This is a genomic window from Kitasatospora sp. NPDC004531, from assembly GCF_053602195.1.
Window position 1 is genome coordinate 1 of sequence record NZ_JBSGDD010000041.1, and the last position, 17717, is coordinate 17717.

Genomic DNA, 17717 nt, shown 5'->3' on the forward strand with positions numbered 1-17717 from the left:
CCGCCGCGAACGGGGCGATCTTCGCCTCCGCCAGCGAACGCACCGACTCACGGAGCATCTCGTGCTCCTCGCCCAGCCGGTAGAGGTCGAAGTCCTGGGTCATGGCAGTCTCCTCGGTGATGGCACTCAGTACCCCCGATTATGCACACTGAGTGCAGCCTCGCCCAGCCTTGCGGCCCGGGTCGGTGCTACCGTCCGACGTATGAGCGAGGTGCATGAGCAGGGCGGAACCACGGCGACCCGGCCGACGATGCGGGATGCCCTGGTGGAGGCGGCGTTCGAACTGTTCTCGGAGCGGGGCTTCGAGCAGACGACGGTCGACGACATCGTCACGCTCGCGGGGGTCGGCCGGCGGTCGTTCTTCCGGTACTTCCCCTCGAAGGAGGCGGTGGTCTTCCCGGACCACGACGGCTGCCTGGCGGACATGACGGCGTTCCTGGAGCAGGCCGACCCGGCGGGCGACCCGGTGGCGCAGGTCTGCGACGCGGCCCGCCTGGTGTTGCGGATGTACGCGGGCAACCCGGCGTTCTCCGTCGGCCGGTACCAACTGACCAAGAAGGTACCGAACTTGCGCACCCACGAGCTGTCCGTGGTGTGGCGCTACGAGCGCACCCTGGCGAGTCATCTGCGCACCCGCTACGCGGCCCGCGCGGACGGCGCGCTGCGCGCCGACGTGATCGCGGCGGCGGTGGTCGCGGCGCACAACTACGCGCTGCGGGCGTGGCTGCGCTCGGGCGGCGTGGGCGACGTGGGCGCGGCGGTGGACGAGGCGCTGCAGCTGGTGGTGGACACCTGGGGCGACGGCGCGGCGGAGGGCCGGTCGGAGTCGCAGGACGAGGAGGTGGTGGTGATGGTGGCCCGCCGCGGCACGCCTATGTGGCGCGTGGTGCAGGGCGTCGAGGCGGCTCTGGAGCAGTAGCCGCCGCTTGCACGCGGGCCTCGTTCGTCGCACCGATGGTCCGATGCACCGACTGGCACTCGGTACCTTTACACGGGGCACTGAGTGCCATAGCGTCCCTTCTGGCAGACCGCCCCGACCGCACGCCCGCCCGGGTGGCGGTACGGCGGCGCACACCGGCTCAGCTAGGAGACGGCCATGACCCCCACCCTCGCCCCGGCCGCACCGACGACGGCCCCGGCAGCGTTCCCCACCACCGACGCCGACCCGTTCGGCTCCCCCTTCGCCCCGTCCGCGTTCCTGCGGCAGCCCGAACGCCCGGCCGTGGAGGCCGAGTTGCGCTACCGGCGGTGCCACTGGTGCCACTCGGCCAGCGCGGTGACCTGTCTGCTGTGCCCGGTGTGCGGGTCGGCGGACCTGGAGCTCGCGGTGGCCTCCGGCCAGGGCACGGTGCAGCGGCTGCTGCGCCCGACCCGCCGGGGCGCGCAGCTGGGGCGCCCGTACCTGATCGTGCTGGACGAGGGCTTCACCGTGCAGGCGGCGGTGCTCGGCGGGCTGCCGGGCGCGGTGCCGATCGGGGCCCGGGTGCAGCTGGTGACCAGCGAGGAGGGCGGCCGGGTGCTGACCTTCCGCCTGGTCCCGCGCGGCTGACCCGGCGCCCCCTCCCGCCGGCGCCGGGCGCCGGCGGGAGGGCCGTTCCGTTCCCCGGTGGTCCGCATCACGCGCACAGCTCCCCCACGGTGCGCGGCAAAAGCGCGGGCCTGGCGTGATCCCGTGCACGGAGCGCCACCACGCGGGTAGGGTCGGTGACGTTTGCCGTTCCGGGGGAGGTACTACACGTGCTCGATCTGAGCGCCCATCAGCCGACCGCCGTCTGGCGGCCGTTGTCCGGCCCACCGCCGGGAAGGGAGTGGCGCGCCGGCCTGGCGGCGAATCCGGCGGCGACGGCCGAGGTGCTGTGCCGGCTGCTGGAGGACTCCGTCGACGGTGACAGCGCCTGCTGGGTGGCGCGGCGTCCGCAGTTGCCGGACGGTGTGCCCCAGGCGGCGCTGAGACATCCGCACTGGCGGGTGCGGGCGGCGCTGGCGGAGCGTGCGGAGCTGTCGCCGGCGGTGCTGGCGGTGCTGGCCGGGGACCGTGAGCGCCGGGTGCGCCGGGCGGCGGCGTCGGCGGCGCACCGGGTGCCGCTCGCGGAGTCGGCGCTCGCGGCGCTGGCGGCCGATCGCGATCCGGACACCCGCCGCCGGGTGCCGGGGTGCCTGGGCCTGCCGGTGGAGTTGCTGGTGCGGCTCGCGCAGGACGGCTCGCCGCTGGTGCGGGCGGCGGCGGTGGGCGCGGACAGCTGGGCGCACCTGCCGGCCCGGGTGCGGACGGCGCTGCGCGCGGACCGCGATCCGGCGGTGCGGGCGGCGGTGCAGCGCGCGCTGCGGGTGGAGCGTCCGCTGCCGGTGACGCTGGCCGGGTACATCGCGGAGAGCGATCCGGTGCGCCGGGAGCGCACGGCGGCGGGGGCCGCCCTGGAGCGCGCGCTCGGCGAGTGGCTGGTGCTGGACGACGATCCGCGGATCCGGCGGGCGGCGGCGGGCAATCCGCAGCTGCCGACGGATCTGGCGCTGGCCCTGGCGGCCGATCCGGACGCGGCGGTGCGGCTGGCGGTGTCGCTGCGGGCGGATCTGTCGGAGGCGCAGCGGGCCGCGGTGGACTTCGGGGTGCCGGACGCGGCGCCGGCCGAGTTGCCGTGGGTGGCGCGGCGGGCGGACGATCCGGCGGAGCTGCTGCGGCTGGCCCGTTCGTCCCATCCGCTGGTGCGGCGCGCGGTGGCGTCGCTGGAGCGGCTGCCGGGCGAGGCGGTGGCACTGCTGGCCCAGGACGGGGATCCGGCGGTGCGCCTGGCGCTGGCGGTGCACTGTGCGGACGCGCCGGGCGAGTTGCTGCGCTCGGTGTACGCGGAGCAGCTGGGCCCGTTCTCGCTACTCGCGCGGGATCGTTTCGCCGCGCCGGGCCTGGCGGCCTGGGCGGATCGTCCGGAGCCCGCGTTGCGCCTGGCGGCGCTGCGCGATCCGGAGCTGGCGCCGGCGGTGCTGGCGCGGCTGGCGGAGGATCCGGACGGGGCGGTGGCGCGGGCGGCGGCGGGTGATCCGCGGTTGTCGTTGGAGGTGCTGCTGGGGCTGCTGGAGCCGGGTGGGTGTCCGGGTGCGGCGGCGGCGAATCCGGTGCTGCCGGTGCCGTTCATGCTGCGGTTGCTGGATCTCGCGGCGGGCGGGCGAGGGGCTTCGGGGGCGGTGGAATAGACCCCGGTGGGTGAACGTTCAACCACCCGTCGGGCCGGGGAGGTCCGACAAGGAACCCGGAGACGGGAAGGAACAAGCAATGACCACCGACTTCCGCCCCCAGACCACCGCCCTGCCGACCGAGCAGGCGAGCCTCCACGAGGGGACGGTCGCCGAGCGCTGGGTGCGCGCCCAGCTGTTCTTCGACTCGAAGGCGTACGCGGACGCCGCGCGGATCCTCGTCGCGCTGGTCGAGGAGGCCCCGGAGCAGGTCGGCCCGCGGCTGCTGCTGGCCCGGTCGTACTACCACTCCGCCCAGCTGCGCCGCGCCGAGGAGGAGCTGCGCCGGGTGATCGAGCTCGACCCGGTGGAGCACTACGCGCACCTCGTCCTGGGCCGCGTCCTGGAGCGCCAGGGCCGGCACGCGGAGGCGGTGCCGTTCCTCCGGCTGGCCGCCGCGTTCGAGGGCACGTTCCCGCAGGACTGACCCGTTCGCCCGCAGGCCCCGGTTCCCCGCTCGTGCGGGGGCCGGGGCCTGCGGCGTGTCACCGTCCGAGCGTCAGGCTCCAGACCGTCAGGTCGGCCTCCAGCTCGCCGTAACTGCCGTCGTCGTAGTGGGTGGCGGTGACGGTGACGAGCCCGATCGGCGAGCGGTCGTCGACGACGCACACCCGGTCGCCGGCGAGCACCTCCACCTCCCGCCGGGGCTGGGTCAGCAGCAGGTCGCGGCAGCCCTCGGCGGTGGGGGCACCGGCGGCGTCCCACGGGGCGACCTGGCCCTTGATCTTCATGCCGCTGCCGCCGCTGCGCTGCGCGCTGGGGAAGATGCTGCCGCCCAGCGTGTCGTCGACGTTGCGCGCCCGGGGCGGGATCTCCGCCAGGTCGATGCCCGCAAGGCCGAACCGGACCTTTCCCGCCCAGCGCACCGCCGCCGCCGTCCCGCTCGCCCCGGCGCCGGGCGCGGTGGGGGCGGTCGGGCTGCCGGAGGCGGTGAAGGTGGCCTGGGCGGGCGGGGCGGGCGCGGGGGTGGCGGCGGGGCCGGAGCCGCCGCCCGCCATGAAGGCCGCGATCGCACTCGCCACGCCGGCGGCCGCGCTCACCACGGCGGCGATCAGCCCCCAGGTCCTGGCGGCGGAGCGCTGCGGCGCGGGCGGTGCCCCGGCGGCGCCCGGCTCGGCCGGGGGCGGTGCTGTCGGCTGCTCCTGCATCAAGTCCCCGTACTCATATGCGAATTGGCCTGCACATCCGGTGGAGCGACTGCCGGAACGATAGCGGATCCGCAGGCCGGCCCGCTCGGCTTTGCCGTCGGCCGCCGCCGCTTGCACGCTGGAAGGGGGCGTCGAGAGTGCGGAGGTGCCCGTGATGCGGACGCTGGAGGAGCAGATCGAGGTGACCGCCCCGGTGGGGACGGCGTGGTCGCAGTTGCACCGGGTGGCGGAGTATCCGGAGTTCGTCGGCGGCGTGGTGCACGCCACCGCGCGCGGGCGGCGCCACGCGGATCTGGACGTGGAGTTCGGCGGGGAGCGGCACCGGGTGGACGCGGAGCTGACCGACCACGGCCGGGGCCGGGTGATGAGCTGGGCGACCGACGGCCCGCCGCTGCGCGGCACCTTCGCGCTGCGCCCGCTGGACGCCGCGCACACCCAGGTGCAGGTGCGGCTGGAGTACGACCCGGAGCGGCTGAAGGAGGCGCTGGGCGGCCCGCGCGGGTTCGCGCAGAGCCGGGCGGTGGAGGAGGCGGTGCGGGCCGATCTCCAGCTGTTCAAGCAGTTGTGCGAGGAGTGAGCGGCTCGCCGGCGCCGATCGGCAGTTCGGCCCAGATCACCTTGCCGCTGGCCGGGTAGCGGGTGCCCCAGCGTTCGGCGAGCTGGGCGACCAGGAACAGGCCGCGCCCGCCCTCGTCGGTGTCGGTGGCGTGCCGCAGGTGCGGGGAGGTCGCGGAGCCGTCCCAGACCTCGCAGATCAGCGCGCGGTCGCGCAGCAGCCGGCCCCGGATCGGGCCGCTGGCGTACCGGATCGCGTTGGTGATCAGTTCGCTGAGCACGAGTTCGGCGGCGAACGCCTGCTCGGTCAGGCCCCAGTCCTCCAGCCGGCGGGTGACGGCGGCGCGCACCCGGGCGACGGCGGCCGGGTCGGCGGGCACGTCCCAGTCGGCGACGTGGTCGGCGGGCAGCGCCCGGGTGCGGGCCACCAGCAGGGCGATGTCGTCGGCGGGGCTGGCGGGCAGCAGCGCGTCGAGCAGGTCGTCGCAGGTCTCCCGGGGGCTGCGGCCCGGGTGGGAGAGCGCGGTGCGCAGCAGTTTCAGGCCGTGGTCGAGGTCGTGCGCCCGGGACTCCACCAGCCCGTCCGTGTAGAGCACCAGCCTGCTGCCCTCGGGCAGCTCCAACTCGACGGTCTCGTAGGGCAGTTGGCCGATGCCGAGCGGCGGTCCGGCGGGCAGGTCGGGGATCTCCACGTGCCCGTCGGGGTGCACCACGGCGGGCGGCAGGTGGCCGGCCCGGGCGAGGCTGCAGCGGCGGGTGACGGGGTCGTAGACGGCGTACAGGCAGGTCGCGCCGGTGATCGGGCGTTCGCCGCCGTCCGGGCGGGGGTTCTCCTGGTCGAGGCGGTTGACCAGGGCGTCGAGGTGGCCGAGCAGTTCCTCGGGGGCCAGGTCGAGCGAGGAGAAGGTGTGCACGGCGGTGCGCAGCCGTCCCATGGTGGCGGCGGCGTGCACGCCGTGGCCGACCACGTCGCCGACCACCAGGGCGACCCGGGCGCCGGACAGCGGGATCACGTCGAACCAGTCGCCGCCGACGCCGGCCTGCGCGGGCAGGTAGCGGGAGGCGACCTCCAGGGCCTGCTGTTCGGGCAGTCCGGCGGGCAGCAGGCTGTGCTGGAGGGCGACCGCCATGGTGTGTTCGCGGGTGTAGCGGCGGGCGTTGTCGACCAGCACGGCGGCCCGGGCGGTCAGCTCCTCGGCGAGGGCGCCGTCCTCCTCGTCGAAGGCGGGCCGGGGGCGGGCGCGCCAGAACGTGGCGACGCCGAGCAGGGTGTCGCCGACGGTCAGCGGCGCCACGATCAGGGTGTGCACCTGCTCGTCGCGCATGGCGTCGACGGTGCCCGGGCTGACCTCGTCCCACACGTCGAGGGCCGCCGACAGGTCGGGCTCGACCACCGGGCGGGCGGTGCCGACGGCCCGGGAGCGCGGGGTGCCGGGGACGATCGGCACGGCGGAGCCGGGCGGGAGCAGCGGCGGCTGCGCGGTGATCCCGGTGAGTGCGGCCCGGCGCATCGTCCCGTTCCGGGCGGGGCGGGGTTCGCCGCCGTCCAGGACGCCTTCGCAGAGGTCGACGCAGGCGAAGTCGGCGAAGTCGGGGACGAGGGCGGCGGCGAGTTCCTCGCAGGTGCGGGTGATGTCGAGCGTGCTGCCGATGGAGCCGCCGGCCCGGTAGAGCAGTTCCAGGCGGCGGCGGGCGGTGTCCGGGTCGGCGAGGACGGCGGTGTCGCGCAGCGTGGCGACCAGGCAGGTCGGGCCGCCGGCGCGGGCGGTGTGGCGCAGGTCGAGGCCGAGGGTGCGGCCGTGGACGACGAGGGGGGTGTCGGTGAGGTCCGTTCCGCCGTCCAGCAGCTCGATCAGGTCGGCGGGCAGTCCGAGGGCGCCCACCGGTCGGCCCTCGCAGTCGGCGGGCAGTTCCAGCAGCCGGCGGGCCTCGTCGTTGGCGTGCATCAGGTGCCGGTCGGCGTCGACCAGCAGCAGGCCTTCGCGGACGACGGCCGGTTCGGCGCCCGCCGGCGGGCGCGTCTGCCCGGTCATCCGCGCCGCCCCGGCGGTGGGGTCATGGCCGTCCGGCGCGGGGTGGGGTGGCCCGCCGCGCCGGTTCGTCCGCCGGGTGCTGCCCGAAACCGGGTCATACGCCCATTCCTACACTCCCCGCTCCGGGCGGGCCAATGGCCGCGCTCGGATTTCCCCCGCCGACGGGCCGCCCACGACCGGCGTCCGTCGTTCTGACGTCCTGTCACCGGCTCCGCCGCGGGGGCGTCGGTCCGCCCCCGGGTCCGGTGTGCGGGACCCCGGGCGCAGGGCCGGGGGTGGGCGGGTTTTAGATGGCAGGTGTAGAAGCCAAGCATCTGCGTGCGAAGAAGGTCCCGCCATGCCCCACATCACCGTCGACTACTCGCCCCAGCTGGCCGACTCCTTCGACCGCCCCGGCTTCGTCCGCGAACTGCACCCGCTGGTGCGCGAGTGGGTGACCTCCCGGGGCGTGTGCAAGACCTTCTTCCGGCAGGCGGCGGAGACCTGGGTGGACGACTCGGACGGCCAGTTGACCGCCTTCGTGCACATCGCGATCGGCCTGCTGCCGGGGCGGCCGGAGGGCCTGAAGGCCCGCCTGTCCGAGGAGGTGCTGCGGCTGCTGGACAAGCACCTGCGGCCCGTCCTCGGCCGCGAGGTGGTCCGCTCGGCGGAGGTCCGCGACCTCACCCCGTCGTACCGGCTGCGCACCGGCTGGTAGCGCTACCCGCGCAGGAACGCCGTCAGCCGCGCGTTCAGCTCCGCCGCCCGGGTGTACGGCAGGGCGTGGTGGGAGACGCCGTCCAGGGTGCGCAGCTCGGCCTGCGGGAGCAGTCGGGCGGCGTTCGCGGCGAGGGTGCGCGGACGGTGGGAGCGGCTGTCGGCCGCGACCAGCAGCAGGCAGCGGGCGCGCAGGGCGGCGAACGCCGCGGGGGTGGGGCGGGGGCCGGTGATCGGGCGGGCGGCGGGGAAGGTCGCGGCGAGGCCGTACAGGCGGGTCCAGTCCGGGTCGAGGGGGACGCCGCGGGTCTCCCAGGCGAGGAACGCGCGCGCCCGGGCCTCGCTGGGGCGGGCCAGCATCGGGGCCGCGCGCAGCAGGTAGTGCGGTGCGTAGCCGGTGAAGCAGCCGGTGGGGTCGAGCAGCGCGAGGCGGTCGATCCGTTCCGGGCGGCGCAGCGCGTGGCCGAGCGCGATCCAGCCGCCGTAGGAGTGCCCGCACAGGGCGGTGCGTTCCAGGCCGAGGCCGTCCAGGACGGCGTCCAGCCAGTCGTGCAGGTCCTCGACGGTGCGCAGCGGGCGCTGTCCGTCGCGTGCGGAGCGGCCGGCCTCGCCGATCCGGTCGACGGCGAACACCCGTGCCTCGCGGGCGAGTTCACCAGCGTTGGCCCACCAGCTCGCGGCGGTCGAGCCGCCGCCGTGGAGCAGCACCAGCGGCGGCGCGCCGGCCGCACCGGCGGCGTTCACCCGGGTGGTGCCGTACGGCGTCCGGACGTCGATCGCCTCGACGGGGACGGGCCAGCGGCCGAGCAGGGTGTCGTACGCGGTCAGGAAGGCGGAACGGTCGAACGCCATGGCAGTAGCCTCCGCGGGCAGAGTTGTCTCGCCGAGCGAGTGTCTCGCTCGGCGAGATACTATGCGGCTGCCCGTCCGCCCGCGCAGGCACCCCCGTCGAGAGGACGCCCCGCATGACCGAGCAACTCCCCGACCACCGCGGCCTGCGGACGGTGCGTCAACTCCGCGCCCTGACCGTCGAGCTGGACCTCCTCGCCGCCACCTTCGCGCAGCGCCACCGGCTCCACCCCACCGACCTGCGCGCCCTGATCGTCCTGCTGGACGCCGCCCGCGACGGGACGCCCGCCACCCCCGGCCTGCTCGGCCGCGAACTGCGCCTGAACTCCGCCGGCACCACCGCCGTCCTGGACCGCCTCGAACGCCACGGCCACCTCCGCCGCACCCGCGACCCGCACGACCGCCGCCGCGTCCTGCTGGAGGTCACCGAGCAGGCGGTCGCCCTCGGCGAGTCCTTCTTCGGCCCGCTCATCGGCGACACCGTCGCCCTGGTGGAGGGCCTGTCCGCCGCCGAACTCGCCGCGGTGGAGGGCTTCCTGGCCGCGATGCGCTCGCTGGTCGGCCGCCACGCGGGGTGATCAGCAGACGCGGACGGACTTGGCAGCGGAGAGGTCGGCGTTCGAGTAGCCGGGCGGGCGGCCGGAGTAGTCCTGCGAGACGCTGCCGAGGACGCCGCCGGTGCCGTTCTGGCCGTAGTAGAACGTGGTCCGCACCCCGCCGGTCTGGTTGTTGTTGATCCAGGTGGCCATCTCGGACCAGTCGAGGTTGTGGATCACGCAGGAGTACCACGGACCCTCCCAGTACCACTGGTTGGTGCCCACGTTGTGGATGTGCAGGCACATGCTGCCCGCCGGCGGGACATCGCAGTCCGCCGCCTGTGCGGGAGCGGCGGTTCCGAAGCCGAGCGTGGCGGCGAGCAGCAGGCCGCCGGACGTGAGGGTGGCGAGGCGTTTTCCGATGCGCATGGTCGAGTTCCCCCCTGTGTGAACGAATTGGCCCATTCGGTCTGCCCGAGCCGAGCAGCCGCCACACTCCCACGGTTTTTCGGCAGGAGAAACAGATCGGGCAGTAACGCCCGGCGCTGGGGGAAATGATTCGGCCAGCCTCCGCGCCCCTCTCCCGGCGGCGAATCCGCAGGAGGGGGGCACGAACTGTGCTGCTTTCTCCGACAACCGGCGGGGCGGATTCCGTACCCCGCCGGCTGCCCGATTCCGAGCGGGCTCAGTGTCCGGGCAGCGCGCCGGTGTTGAAGCCGAGCTTCGGCGAGGCGTTGCGGACCAGGGTCAGCGCCTGCTCGGGCCACCAGGCGCCGGCCGCCGGGTCGACGATGCCGTACTCGGGGTCGGTGGGCCCGGCGGTGCCCCGGGTGCAGCTGCCGTCGGACTCGCCCGGGACCTTCACCCACAGGTACGCGTCGAGCAGGGGCACGCCGGTGGCGGCGGTCGGACGGGTGCCGAGGCCGCGGCCGGGCGGGTTGCACCAGGTCTGCGGGTCGCCGGTGTACTTGCCGGCCGGCGGGGTCCACGGGCCCTGGCCGTTGCGGCTGCTGTCGATCACGAAGTGGGTGAGCGTGGCGTCCGCGGGGACGTGCGACGCGTACCAGGCGTCCGCGTCGGCGGCCGGCCAGTACTGGTTGGCGCAGCTGTCGGCGGTGGCGCCCGGCGTGTGCTCCAGGTACCAGACGCACTTCGACACCTGGGTGCCGTACCGGATCAGCGACGCGTCCGTCATGTAGTTCGACACGTTCAGGAAGAAGCCCCGGGCGCGGGCCACCCCGCCGTCGATCAGCAGCTGGGCCTGGGTGCCGACGTTCTGCCAGCCGCTGTGCCCGCCGTCCAGGTAGACCAGCGCGCCGCGCTGCTGCGCCAGCCGGTCCACGGCCGCCCCGATCTCGGCCAGCCGGTCCTGCTGCTGGGCGGCCGTCCCGCCGCAGAACGCGGGCGACAGCGCGAGGCCGTCCGGTTCCAGCACCACCACCGTCGTCCGGTCGCCGATGCCGCGCGCGAGGGCGTCCACCCACGCCGCGTACTCGGCGCTGTTCGCCGCGCCGCCCGCCGAGTACTGCGAGCAGTCCCGGCCCGGCACGTTGTACGCCACCGCCACCGGCACCTGCCGGGCCCGCGCCGCCTTCGTCTGCAGCGCGGACATCGCCTCGGTGGTCTGCGCGGGCGACGCCGTCCCGTTGAACCACTGCGCCACCGGCCACGACCCCAGCTCGGCCATCGCGAGGGCGCCCGGCAGGTCACCGGCCTTCAGGTCCGCCAACGCCTGCCGGAGTGCCCCACTGTCCGGCTCGACGTAGAAGCGCGAGTCCGCCCCCAACGACCGCTCCGCCCCACCGGCCGCCTCGGCCGACGCGGCCCCGAGACCCGACACCAGCAGCACGGCGAGAGCCAACCCGGCCCGCACCCGACGGGATGTACGACGACGCATGGCAACCCTCTCCCGACCCACTCCGACCTCCGCCAACGGCCGCCATGCACCCACCCCGCCCACCCACCCGTCAACCCCCACCCCGCCCCCGCCCGGAACCCCGCACCCCACCCGTGAAACTTTCACCCCCAGCAGGCCAAGAGCCCGCCGGCGTCTCCCCTACCGCCGCCGGCAGCCACGGCGGCCCGGAGCGCCCCGCACCAGATCCCCCTAAGACATCGTTTCTTTTGGTGCCAGAGGTCCTTGAGTGGTCGTGGAGAGCTTTGTTGAGCGCCTGGTCCCGGACGAGCTGTGGGAGTTGTTTCGACCGGTGGTGTCACCGACGGTCGTTCAGCGTCCGCAGGGCGGCGGCCGACGGCGGGCCGGAGACCGTGAAGTGCTGGCCGCGATCGTCTTCGTGGCGACCTCGGGCTGATGGCGCTCTTTGAATTTGGCTGTGACACACATTTCGTGACGATCACGGAGGTGGGGAAGAAGAAGTGATCAACGGGTCGTCCAGGCCATCGGTTCGGAGCCCCCGGGGCTGCTGAGTGCTCCGCGCTGTGTACCGTCCATCGGGTGAATCGTCATCTCGGTAGTCCACCTGACGGGCTCTCCCGACGGGCTCGATCCTTCGTTGCTGTACACGGCCTCCGAGTCGAAGGCCTGGGGGGCGAGCAGTATCGGAGCCGCTGGGTGGAGCACGGGATCCCGGCAGCGGAGGTCGACAGGGTCGTGGCCTTCGACGAGCGTTGGGGCGGCTTGGTGCTTCCGCCGGCGCCGATGTATGACGGCGGGCCGAGGATCTTCCGCCCGGACGCGCCGGAGGGGACGCCGACGGGCGGGTGGTGGTTCGAGGCCGGAGACCGAGTTCGGAATCCACGCCGAGCGATGGGTGCCGCTGCATGCGAGCGTCGAAGGGTGGGTCGAGTCAGTCGCACTCGCTCATCACGCGGCGGCGTGGGCGAAGCAGATCACCAAGGTCACCGGGGAGGACGTCGACGCTCTTCAACTCGGGCTCTACGAACCGGTTCCAGAGGTGGAAGCACTGGCCGACGGGTGGTGGCGAGGCACAGACTCACTGATCGCGGTCTACACGGGTGAGGCCGAGTGCTTCGCCAAGCCCGGATACCGGACTGCCGTCATCTACTCCGGCCTCGACAGGTGGGGCCTGCACGGCTGAGCCGTTGCGATCGCGCCATCTGGGACTGTTGCAGAATTCTGTGACCCGATGATGAGGGGCAGTCACTTTCGATCAGTTGACCGACCGCTCGGCGTCCGACTCGTCGTCCTGATCCTGCCGGTCCGTCGATTCTTCTGCGGTCACGGTGGGTGTAGCCGCCGGACGTTCGCCGAGCAGGTCCAGCGCCTGACGGAGCGCCACGGCCGGGCCACCGAGGCGGTCATCCGAGCAAGGGCCACACCTGCGGCACGGCGCCCACCGCGCCTGCATGCGCAAGGACGCCGACCTGACGGCCCCCGACACCATCCTGGCCCTGATCGAACCGGTCCCACCCGCAGGCGACCCGCCGGACAGCCAGATCATCGCCCGGGTCCGGCAACGACACAAAGACGTCCACGACAGGCTCAACCGCGGCGACAACCTCAGTGCCATCAGCCGGGAGCTCCAGCTCGACCGCAAGACCGTACGACGCTGCGCGACCAGTGACCTCGACGACCTCGTGGCCTCTGCGCGGGATCGGAGGCCCGAACTCCTCGCCCGGTTCACGTCCTACATTCAGCAGCGATACCGCACCGGCGGCACGAATGCCGCCCGGCTCTATCGGGAGATCCACGAGCGCGGCTACCGCGGCAGCAAGGGCGTGGTGCGCAGATACGTCGCGACCTGGATCATGCGTCGCCCCGGTCTGGCCAAGTTGATCGGCCGCAGCGCCCCTGTCAACGATCCAAAGGCTGAAAGGACGGAAGGACGATGTCCCCGACCGAAAACGGGCTAACTCCTCCGCTGGGGCCGATAACTTTGAGGATGAATTCTGGAACGGTCATATCGAATCTGTGCCAACCGGCGAAGTCTTCCTCCAGTGCGAGGATTGGCCACGAGTCCGGGTCATCAGATTCGGGGAGCCAGAAAAATATGTCGGCTTGGCACGTGCGCCCCCATGCCACCAGTCCTCCGGCTGCGGGACGCGGCAGGTACGGGTGTATGAGGTCAGCGCTGATGGTGGGCTCTGACCAGAGGGCCGCCTCGCGCACCAGGGACTCGCTGGCGTGTTCGCCTCCCGGGCCGGAGACGAACAGGTACTGACTGAACTCGCCGGGACCGAACACTTCCGCAATTTCTTTGAATGATCCGGGAATTCTTATCCCCAGGGTCTGCTCGGCTGGCGCCCAGTCGATGTCTGCCGTTCTGGAGCGATCCCATCCGACCAGATCGGCTATCTCCCTTACCAGAGCTGAGGTCACTGCTCGTCTCCCTGATCAGGAATCTGGGCGCCGAGCGCACCGTCCTCCGACTGCAAGTCCCGGAGAACATATCGGACGGCCGAGCAGGGAGAGCAGCCGGAGCTGCGCCCTGCGCGCACTCTGCTCGGCCGTCCGGTCAACCTGCGCAGTGGGCCTCCGCACCCTTCGGGTGGTGTTATCTGTCATATCCGATTGGTTCGTTTCCGGTTGGAAAGTATGCGTTTGCAATGAGTTCGGCCTGTTCGGGAGCCCTGGTGCTGACGCGGGAAGACGTGGGCGCTCATGCGCTGCGTCGGCAGGGCTGGTCCATCTCGGCTATCGCCCGGCGCTTGGGCCGCGACCACAAGACGATCCGGGCCTACCTGAACAGCGAGCGCGTGCCCGAGCGCCGGGCCCAACCGCCGGACGCCTTCGTGCCGTTCATGGACTACTGCCGCCAACGCCTGACGGACGACCCGCACTTGTGGGCGTCGGCGCTGTTCGACGAGGTCTGCGAACTCGGCTACGAGGGTACCTACTCGACGTTCACCCGGGCCCTTCGCCGCCACCACGTCCGCCCGCACTGCGAGCCCTGCAGAGCTGCGACCGGCCGGGACGTCGCGGTGATCGCGCACCCGCCGGGCGAGGAGATCCAGTTCGACTGGCTGGAGCTGCCCGACCCGCCCGCCACCTGTTGGTCGGCGCGCTCGCGCACTCGGGCCGCTGGCAGGCGGTGTTCGCGGAGGCCGAGGACTTCCCGCACCTGGTCCAGGCCCTCGGCCGGGTGGTGCGCAAGCTCAGCGGCACCGCCCGGCGCTGGCGATTCGACCGGATGGCCACCGTCTGCCACCCGCCCAGCGGCCGGGTGCTGCCGGCGTTCGCCGCGGTCGCGAAGTACTACGACGTCGGCGTCGACATCTGCCCGCCGCAGCGCGGCAACCGCAAGGGCGTGGTGGAAAAGGCCAACCACTCGGCGGCGCAACACTGGTGGCGCACGGTCCCGGACGCGCTGAGCGTCGAGCAGGCCCAGTCCGGCGTCGACGACACGGCGCCCGCCCCGGCTCGAACGGAGCTGCCGCCCCGCCGGTGGTCAGGGCCCCGGCCCGCACGCCCGTCCGCAACGTGCGGGAGCCCGCGGCGACCCGCAACTGCCCGCACTGCGACCAGCCGATCACCATCGTCGCCCTACTGGCCACCCCCGAGGCCGCCCGACCGGTCATCCACCCGACGCGCGACGCGCCACCGCATCACCCACACCGGATCCCCCAACCACCCCGCCCCGGCGTCTCCCCTACCGCCCCCGGCGGGCGTAGTGGCCCGGGGTGGTGCCCAGGATGCGGCGGAAGTGGCGGGTGAGGTGGGGCTGGTCGTGGAAGCCGAGGGTGGTGGCGACGGCGGTCGGGGGGTGGCCGTCGAGGAGGAGGCGGCGGGCGCGGTCGATGCGGCGGGCGGTGAGGTACTGGTGCGGGGGCAGGCCGAACGCCGCGGTGAAGGCGCGGACCAGGTGGGCGGGGTGGGCGTTCAGGCGCCGCGCGGCTTCGTCGAGGGTGGTGCGTTCGGTGAGCCGGTCGTCCAGCAGGTCGCGCAGCCGGTGGGCGAGGCCGCGGGCAACGGGCTTGGCGGGCACCGCAGTCGGCCGCAGCAGCTCGCGGAGCCGCGAACCGATCAGGGCGAGCCGGCTCTCCGCCTCCCACTCCTCCCCCGGCCTGCCGAGCGCCGCGTGCAGCTGTCCGACCCGTCGGCGCAGCAGCGGGTCCGCGAGGTCCGGCCCGTCCACTGCGGGGCCGATCAACTCCTCGCCCAGTTGCTCCAGTTCGAGGTAGAGGACGCGTTTGCGGAAGCCCCCTTCGCCGGCCGGCGACCCGTTGTGCGGGACGTGCGGCGGCAGCAGGCTGACGGTGCCGTGCGGGGTGCCCCTGCGGTGCCGGTCGAGGTCGTAGCGGACGGCGCCGTCGTCGACGATCAGCAGCGTCCAGGAGTCGTGGACGTGCATGGGGTAGCGGTGTTCGGTCAGGTGCGCGTGCAGGACTTCGACGATGCCGGGGACGCGTGGCCGCCACACCGTGATCTCCTGCCGGGGCGCCGCTGTCATGCAAAGAACGTACAAGACGGGGCCGCACCCGGGGCGGCACGCTCATTCCATGGACACACACCCGACCTCCGTCGCCACGACCGCGCCGCGCTTCGACACCAAGATCGCCGTCCTGCTGCGCGAGGACCTCGAACCCTGGCAGCGCCTGAACGTGACGGCCTTCCTGGTGAGCGGACTGGGCACCGCCGTCCCGGAGTTGATCGGCGAGCCGTACGCGGACGCGGACGGCACGGCCTACCTGCCGATGTTCCGTCAGCCGGTGCTGGTGTTCGAGGGCGGACGCGAGCTGCTGCCGGTCGCGCACGCGCGGGCGCTGTCGCGCTCACTGCCGGTGGCGGTCTTCACCGCCGAACTGTTCGCCACCGGCAACGACCGCGACAACCGGGCGGCCGTGCGCGCGGTGCCCGGAGCGGCACTCGACCTGGTCGGCCTGGCGCTGCACGGCCCGCGCAACGCCGTCGACAAGGTCCTCAAGGGCGCGCGCATGCACCCGTAGGGCCGCTTACGCTCCGGTGTGCTGCGGCAGGGCGAGCCAGTCCGACCAGGTGATCTCCCGGCCGAGGAAGCGCGGCTGCTCGAACGGCCAGTCGGCTGCGATCCACTGCGGCACCAGCGCGTCGAGGGCCTGCTCGACCTCACTGCCCACCAGCTCGTCCACCACCCACCAGGAGATCTCGCCGTCCGCCCCGGCCTTCTCCGGCGGGTCGATGTAGACGCAGCCGAGCAGCGCGGTCTCCGCGGCGTCGAACAGCGCGTAGTTGAACGACAGATGCGCGGCGATCTCCTTCTCGTGCCGCAACAGGTCGGCCTGGTCCGCCTCGTAGGTCATCGTGGCCGCGGGCCAGCCCCAGGCCGGCCCGAAGATCGTCCACAGCCGCTCACGCGACCCCATCACCGCCGGATAGTCGAGCGCGGTGTCCGTCTCCCGGATCGGCCGCAGGTGATGGCCACCACCCGGCAGCGGCACCAGAACGGGGTGGACGAAGTCATCGGGAAGCCAGCTCATGCCGCCCGACCGTAGCAGCCCCCGCCCGCCCGCTCCTCCGGTTTTCCCGCGCCCACCCTCAGGCTCGTGGGGCCACGGGTCGTCGTGCCCCCTCGGCTCGGGCTGGACTGCCGGGTCGGGCTCGGTGGCGGACCGCATGTCGTTGGCGCACATGCCGCTCACCACGGAAGCGGGCGACCCGCCGGCGCGGCTCACCTGCGCGAGAATGAGCCCGACATGGATCGTGCTGTCGCGGGGGCGCACGGGCGTACCGAGGGGGGATCGGAATGGCGACGAGCACGGTGGACGTGGCGGTGCCTGGGGTGTTGCGGCCGGTGGTGGATGTGGCCGCGTTGCCGGGGGCGGGGTGGCTGGTGCTGTCCGAGGGTGGGCGGCTGGCGCGGTGGGTGCCGGGGACCGGTGAGGTGCGGGAGGTGGCCCGGTGTCGGGTGACCGCGGACGAGGACGACGTTCAGCTGCGGCTCCATGTGTCGCGGTGCGGCCGTTGGGCGGCGGTGGTGCAGGACCGCGGCCGGTACGGCACCGTCGTCGATCTCGCCGGCGGCGCGCCGGAGTTGCGGCTGGACGGTGGGGACTACTGCTGCGACACCGTCCCGTTCGCGTTGGCGTTCGTCGAGCACGGCGGCCGGCCGCTCGTCGTCCATCGCACCGACTGGAACCGGTTGGACGTCACCGATCTCGCGTCCGGCGAGCTGCTCACGACGCGGCGCAGTCCGGACGGCGAGGAGGAGCACGACCTCGACTACTTCCACGGCGCGCTGGCGCTCAGTCCTGACGGGACTCGTCTCCTCGACAGCGGCTGGGTGTGGCATCCGTGGGCGATGCCGGCGGTGTGGAGCCTGACGGCCTGGCTGCACGACAACCCGTACGAGTCCGAGGACGGGCCCAGCCGGGCGGTGTATTCGGAGGTCTCGGAGTGGGACCGGCCGGCGGTGTGGGTCGACGACGAGCGGATCGCGGTGCACGACGTGGACGACGCCGGCAACGGCACCGTCCACGTCCTCGACCCCACCTCGGTCGAACTGCGCTCGCCGGGCGTCCGGTGGATCACGGCGGTCGCGACGTTCCCCTGGCCGACCGGCGCTTCCGGCTTCTTCAGCGACGGCGAGCATCTGCTGATCGCCGACGGGACCGGCCTGCAGGGCGTCGACATCACGGGCGGACGGCAGGTGTTCGCGATCGACGGGTTCCGCCCGACCCGGCAGGACCGGCACACCGGGACGCTGATCGAGGTCGGCGACGGCGCCCGGTTGTGGACGCCGCCGAGGTGGACCCCGCGCGCCGGCTGATCTGGC

20 protein-coding genes and 1 pseudogene are annotated in these 17717 nt (G+C 73.4%); 12 read left to right on the forward strand and 9 right to left on the reverse strand.

Translation table 11 applies throughout. From position 1 onward, the window contains the following. Window positions 1-202: 202 nt before the first annotated feature. The 4 genes from ACWEMJ_RS18135 to ACWEMJ_RS18150 all read left to right on the forward strand — a co-directional run bounded on the left by ACWEMJ_RS18135 (window position 203) and on the right by ACWEMJ_RS18150 (window position 3655). Window positions 203-919: a TetR family transcriptional regulator gene (locus ACWEMJ_RS18135; RefSeq protein WP_452138052.1), complete on the forward strand. Its 717-nt coding sequence runs from the start codon at window positions 203-205 to the stop codon at window positions 917-919. 177 nt (window positions 920-1096) lie between these two features. Further along, window positions 1097-1549, forward strand: coding sequence for a Zn-ribbon domain-containing OB-fold protein (locus tag ACWEMJ_RS18140; RefSeq protein WP_452138053.1), 453 nt, complete (start codon window positions 1097-1099; stop codon window positions 1547-1549). Between the two features lie 188 nt (window positions 1550-1737). Beyond that, window positions 1738-3189 carry a hypothetical protein gene (locus ACWEMJ_RS18145; protein ID WP_452138054.1) on the forward strand — a complete coding sequence of 484 codons (1452 nt, stop codon included), beginning with the start codon at window positions 1738-1740 and terminating at the stop codon, window positions 3187-3189. A 79-nt stretch (window positions 3190-3268) separates the two neighbouring features. Then, on the forward strand, window positions 3269-3655 hold the full coding sequence (locus tag ACWEMJ_RS18150; protein WP_452138055.1) for a tetratricopeptide repeat protein: 387 nt from the start codon (window positions 3269-3271) through the stop codon (window positions 3653-3655). A 58-nt stretch (window positions 3656-3713) separates the two neighbouring features. Here the strand turns inward: ACWEMJ_RS18150 and ACWEMJ_RS18155 are convergent, their stop codons facing one another. Beyond that, complete coding sequence (locus ACWEMJ_RS18155) at window positions 3714-4376, reverse strand: hypothetical protein (RefSeq protein ID WP_452138056.1); 663 nt, start codon at window positions 4374-4376, stop codon at window positions 3714-3716. Between the two features lie 154 nt (window positions 4377-4530). Here ACWEMJ_RS18155 and ACWEMJ_RS18160 point away from each other — a divergent pair, with 154 nt between their 5' ends. Further along, window positions 4531-4953, forward strand: a complete 423-nt coding sequence (locus ACWEMJ_RS18160; protein ID WP_452138057.1) for an SRPBCC family protein — start codon at window positions 4531-4533, stop codon at window positions 4951-4953. On the opposite strand, the gene ACWEMJ_RS18165 is transcribed toward ACWEMJ_RS18160, so the two are convergent. Further along, window positions 4931-6964 carry a SpoIIE family protein phosphatase gene (locus tag ACWEMJ_RS18165; protein WP_452138058.1) on the reverse strand — a complete coding sequence of 678 codons (2034 nt, stop codon included), beginning with the start codon at window positions 6962-6964 and terminating at the stop codon, window positions 4931-4933. The genes ACWEMJ_RS18160 and ACWEMJ_RS18165 overlap by 23 nt on opposite strands. Window positions 6965-7301: 337 nt before the next feature. Between ACWEMJ_RS18165 and ACWEMJ_RS18170 the strand changes: the two genes are divergently transcribed. Beyond that, a complete protein-coding gene (locus tag ACWEMJ_RS18170; protein WP_452138059.1) occupies window positions 7302-7661 on the forward strand; it encodes a 5-carboxymethyl-2-hydroxymuconate Delta-isomerase in 360 nt (119 codons plus the stop codon). 2 nt (window positions 7662-7663) lie between these two features. Here ACWEMJ_RS18170 and ACWEMJ_RS18175 read toward each other — a convergent pair whose 3' ends face one another. Beyond that, window positions 7664-8512 carry an alpha/beta fold hydrolase gene (locus ACWEMJ_RS18175; RefSeq protein ID WP_452138060.1) on the reverse strand — a complete coding sequence of 283 codons (849 nt, stop codon included), beginning with the start codon at window positions 8510-8512 and terminating at the stop codon, window positions 7664-7666. Window positions 8513-8625: 113 nt separating this feature from the next. On the opposite strand from ACWEMJ_RS18175, the gene ACWEMJ_RS18180 reads away from it, so the two are divergent. After that, window positions 8626-9087, forward strand: a complete 462-nt coding sequence (locus tag ACWEMJ_RS18180) for a MarR family winged helix-turn-helix transcriptional regulator (protein WP_452138061.1) — start codon at window positions 8626-8628, stop codon at window positions 9085-9087. Here the strand turns inward: ACWEMJ_RS18180 and ACWEMJ_RS18185 are convergent, their stop codons facing one another. Together ACWEMJ_RS18185 and ACWEMJ_RS18190 are read right to left on the reverse strand one after the other, a co-directional pair. Continuing rightward, window positions 9088-9474, reverse strand: a complete 387-nt coding sequence (locus tag ACWEMJ_RS18185; protein WP_452138062.1) for a hypothetical protein — start codon at window positions 9472-9474, stop codon at window positions 9088-9090. A gap of 256 nt (window positions 9475-9730) precedes the next feature. Beyond that, on the reverse strand, window positions 9731-10942 hold the full coding sequence (locus tag ACWEMJ_RS18190; protein WP_452138063.1) for a glycoside hydrolase family 6 protein: 1212 nt from the start codon (window positions 10940-10942) through the stop codon (window positions 9731-9733). Between the two features lie 253 nt (window positions 10943-11195). On the opposite strand from ACWEMJ_RS18190, the pseudogene ACWEMJ_RS18195 reads away from it, so the two are divergent. Together ACWEMJ_RS18195 and ACWEMJ_RS18200 are read left to right on the forward strand one after the other, a co-directional pair. Beyond that, a pseudogene (locus tag ACWEMJ_RS18195) lies at window positions 11196-11354 on the forward strand (IS5/IS1182 family transposase); the annotation flags it as partial. 462 nt (window positions 11355-11816) lie between these two features. Then, entirely contained in the window at window positions 11817-12104 is a 288-nt protein-coding gene (locus ACWEMJ_RS18200; RefSeq protein WP_452138064.1) for a hypothetical protein, read from the forward strand. Between the two features lie 72 nt (window positions 12105-12176). Here ACWEMJ_RS18200 and ACWEMJ_RS18205 read toward each other — a convergent pair whose 3' ends face one another. Beyond that, window positions 12177-12305 carry a hypothetical protein gene (locus tag ACWEMJ_RS18205; RefSeq protein WP_452138065.1) on the reverse strand — a complete coding sequence of 43 codons (129 nt, stop codon included), beginning with the start codon at window positions 12303-12305 and terminating at the stop codon, window positions 12177-12179. A 67-nt stretch (window positions 12306-12372) separates the two neighbouring features. On the opposite strand from ACWEMJ_RS18205, the gene ACWEMJ_RS18210 reads away from it, so the two are divergent. Further along, on the forward strand, window positions 12373-12879 hold the full coding sequence (locus ACWEMJ_RS18210) for a hypothetical protein (protein ID WP_452138066.1): 507 nt from the start codon (window positions 12373-12375) through the stop codon (window positions 12877-12879). Here the strand turns inward: ACWEMJ_RS18210 and ACWEMJ_RS18215 are convergent. Next, window positions 12821-13345, reverse strand: coding sequence for a hypothetical protein (locus ACWEMJ_RS18215; RefSeq protein WP_452138067.1), 525 nt, complete (start codon window positions 13343-13345; stop codon window positions 12821-12823). The genes ACWEMJ_RS18210 and ACWEMJ_RS18215 overlap by 59 nt on opposite strands. Window positions 13346-14615: 1270 nt before the next feature. Continuing rightward, window positions 14616-15416 carry an AraC family transcriptional regulator gene (locus tag ACWEMJ_RS18220; RefSeq protein WP_452138068.1) on the reverse strand — a complete coding sequence of 267 codons (801 nt, stop codon included), beginning with the start codon at window positions 15414-15416 and terminating at the stop codon, window positions 14616-14618. A gap of 49 nt (window positions 15417-15465) precedes the next feature. Here ACWEMJ_RS18220 and ACWEMJ_RS18225 point away from each other — a divergent pair, with 49 nt between their 5' ends. Further along, a complete protein-coding gene (locus ACWEMJ_RS18225) occupies window positions 15466-15912 on the forward strand; it encodes a DUF2000 family protein (RefSeq protein WP_452138069.1) in 447 nt (148 codons plus the stop codon). 6 nt (window positions 15913-15918) lie between these two features. Here ACWEMJ_RS18225 and ACWEMJ_RS18230 read toward each other — a convergent pair whose 3' ends face one another. Then, on the reverse strand, window positions 15919-16422 hold the full coding sequence (locus ACWEMJ_RS18230; RefSeq protein ID WP_452138070.1) for an N-acetyltransferase: 504 nt from the start codon (window positions 16420-16422) through the stop codon (window positions 15919-15921). A 266-nt stretch (window positions 16423-16688) separates the two neighbouring features. Here ACWEMJ_RS18230 and ACWEMJ_RS18235 point away from each other — a divergent pair, with 266 nt between their 5' ends. Further along, window positions 16689-17711, forward strand: coding sequence for a hypothetical protein (locus ACWEMJ_RS18235; protein WP_452138071.1), 1023 nt, complete (start codon window positions 16689-16691; stop codon window positions 17709-17711). Window positions 17712-17717 lie beyond the last annotated feature (6 nt).

What these genes read in the sequence shown, in the direction of transcription:
- ACWEMJ_RS18135 (WP_452138052.1), top strand. Translation starts at nt 203, where the DNA reads ATGAGCGAGGTGCATGAGCAGGGCGGAACCACGGCGACCCGGCCGACG.
- ACWEMJ_RS18140 (WP_452138053.1), top strand. Translation starts at nt 1,097, where the DNA reads ATGACCCCCACCCTCGCCCCGGCCGCACCGACGACGGCCCCGGCAGCG.
- ACWEMJ_RS18150 (WP_452138055.1), top strand. Translation starts at nt 3,269, where the DNA reads ATGACCACCGACTTCCGCCCCCAGACCACCGCCCTGCCGACCGAGCAG.
- ACWEMJ_RS18155 (WP_452138056.1), bottom strand. Translation starts at nt 4,376, where the DNA reads ATGCAGGAGCAGCCGACAGCACCGCCCCCGGCCGAGCCGGGCGCCGCC.
- ACWEMJ_RS18160 (WP_452138057.1), top strand. Translation starts at nt 4,531, where the DNA reads ATGCGGACGCTGGAGGAGCAGATCGAGGTGACCGCCCCGGTGGGGACG.
- ACWEMJ_RS18165 (WP_452138058.1), bottom strand. Translation starts at nt 6,964, where the DNA reads ATGACCGGGCAGACGCGCCCGCCGGCGGGCGCCGAACCGGCCGTCGTC.
- ACWEMJ_RS18170 (WP_452138059.1), top strand. Translation starts at nt 7,302, where the DNA reads ATGCCCCACATCACCGTCGACTACTCGCCCCAGCTGGCCGACTCCTTC.
- ACWEMJ_RS18175 (WP_452138060.1), bottom strand. Translation starts at nt 8,512, where the DNA reads ATGGCGTTCGACCGTTCCGCCTTCCTGACCGCGTACGACACCCTGCTC.
- ACWEMJ_RS18180 (WP_452138061.1), top strand. Translation starts at nt 8,626, where the DNA reads ATGACCGAGCAACTCCCCGACCACCGCGGCCTGCGGACGGTGCGTCAA.
- ACWEMJ_RS18185 (WP_452138062.1), bottom strand. Translation starts at nt 9,474, where the DNA reads ATGCGCATCGGAAAACGCCTCGCCACCCTCACGTCCGGCGGCCTGCTG.
- ACWEMJ_RS18190 (WP_452138063.1), bottom strand. Translation starts at nt 10,942, where the DNA reads ATGCGTCGTCGTACATCCCGTCGGGTGCGGGCCGGGTTGGCTCTCGCC.
- ACWEMJ_RS18210 (WP_452138066.1), top strand. Translation starts at nt 12,373, where the DNA reads ATGCGCAAGGACGCCGACCTGACGGCCCCCGACACCATCCTGGCCCTG.
- ACWEMJ_RS18220 (WP_452138068.1), bottom strand. Translation starts at nt 15,416, where the DNA reads ATGACAGCGGCGCCCCGGCAGGAGATCACGGTGTGGCGGCCACGCGTC.
- ACWEMJ_RS18225 (WP_452138069.1), top strand. Translation starts at nt 15,466, where the DNA reads ATGGACACACACCCGACCTCCGTCGCCACGACCGCGCCGCGCTTCGAC.
- ACWEMJ_RS18230 (WP_452138070.1), bottom strand. Translation starts at nt 16,422, where the DNA reads ATGAGCTGGCTTCCCGATGACTTCGTCCACCCCGTTCTGGTGCCGCTG.
- ACWEMJ_RS18235 (WP_452138071.1), top strand. Translation starts at nt 16,689, where the DNA reads ATGGCGACGAGCACGGTGGACGTGGCGGTGCCTGGGGTGTTGCGGCCG.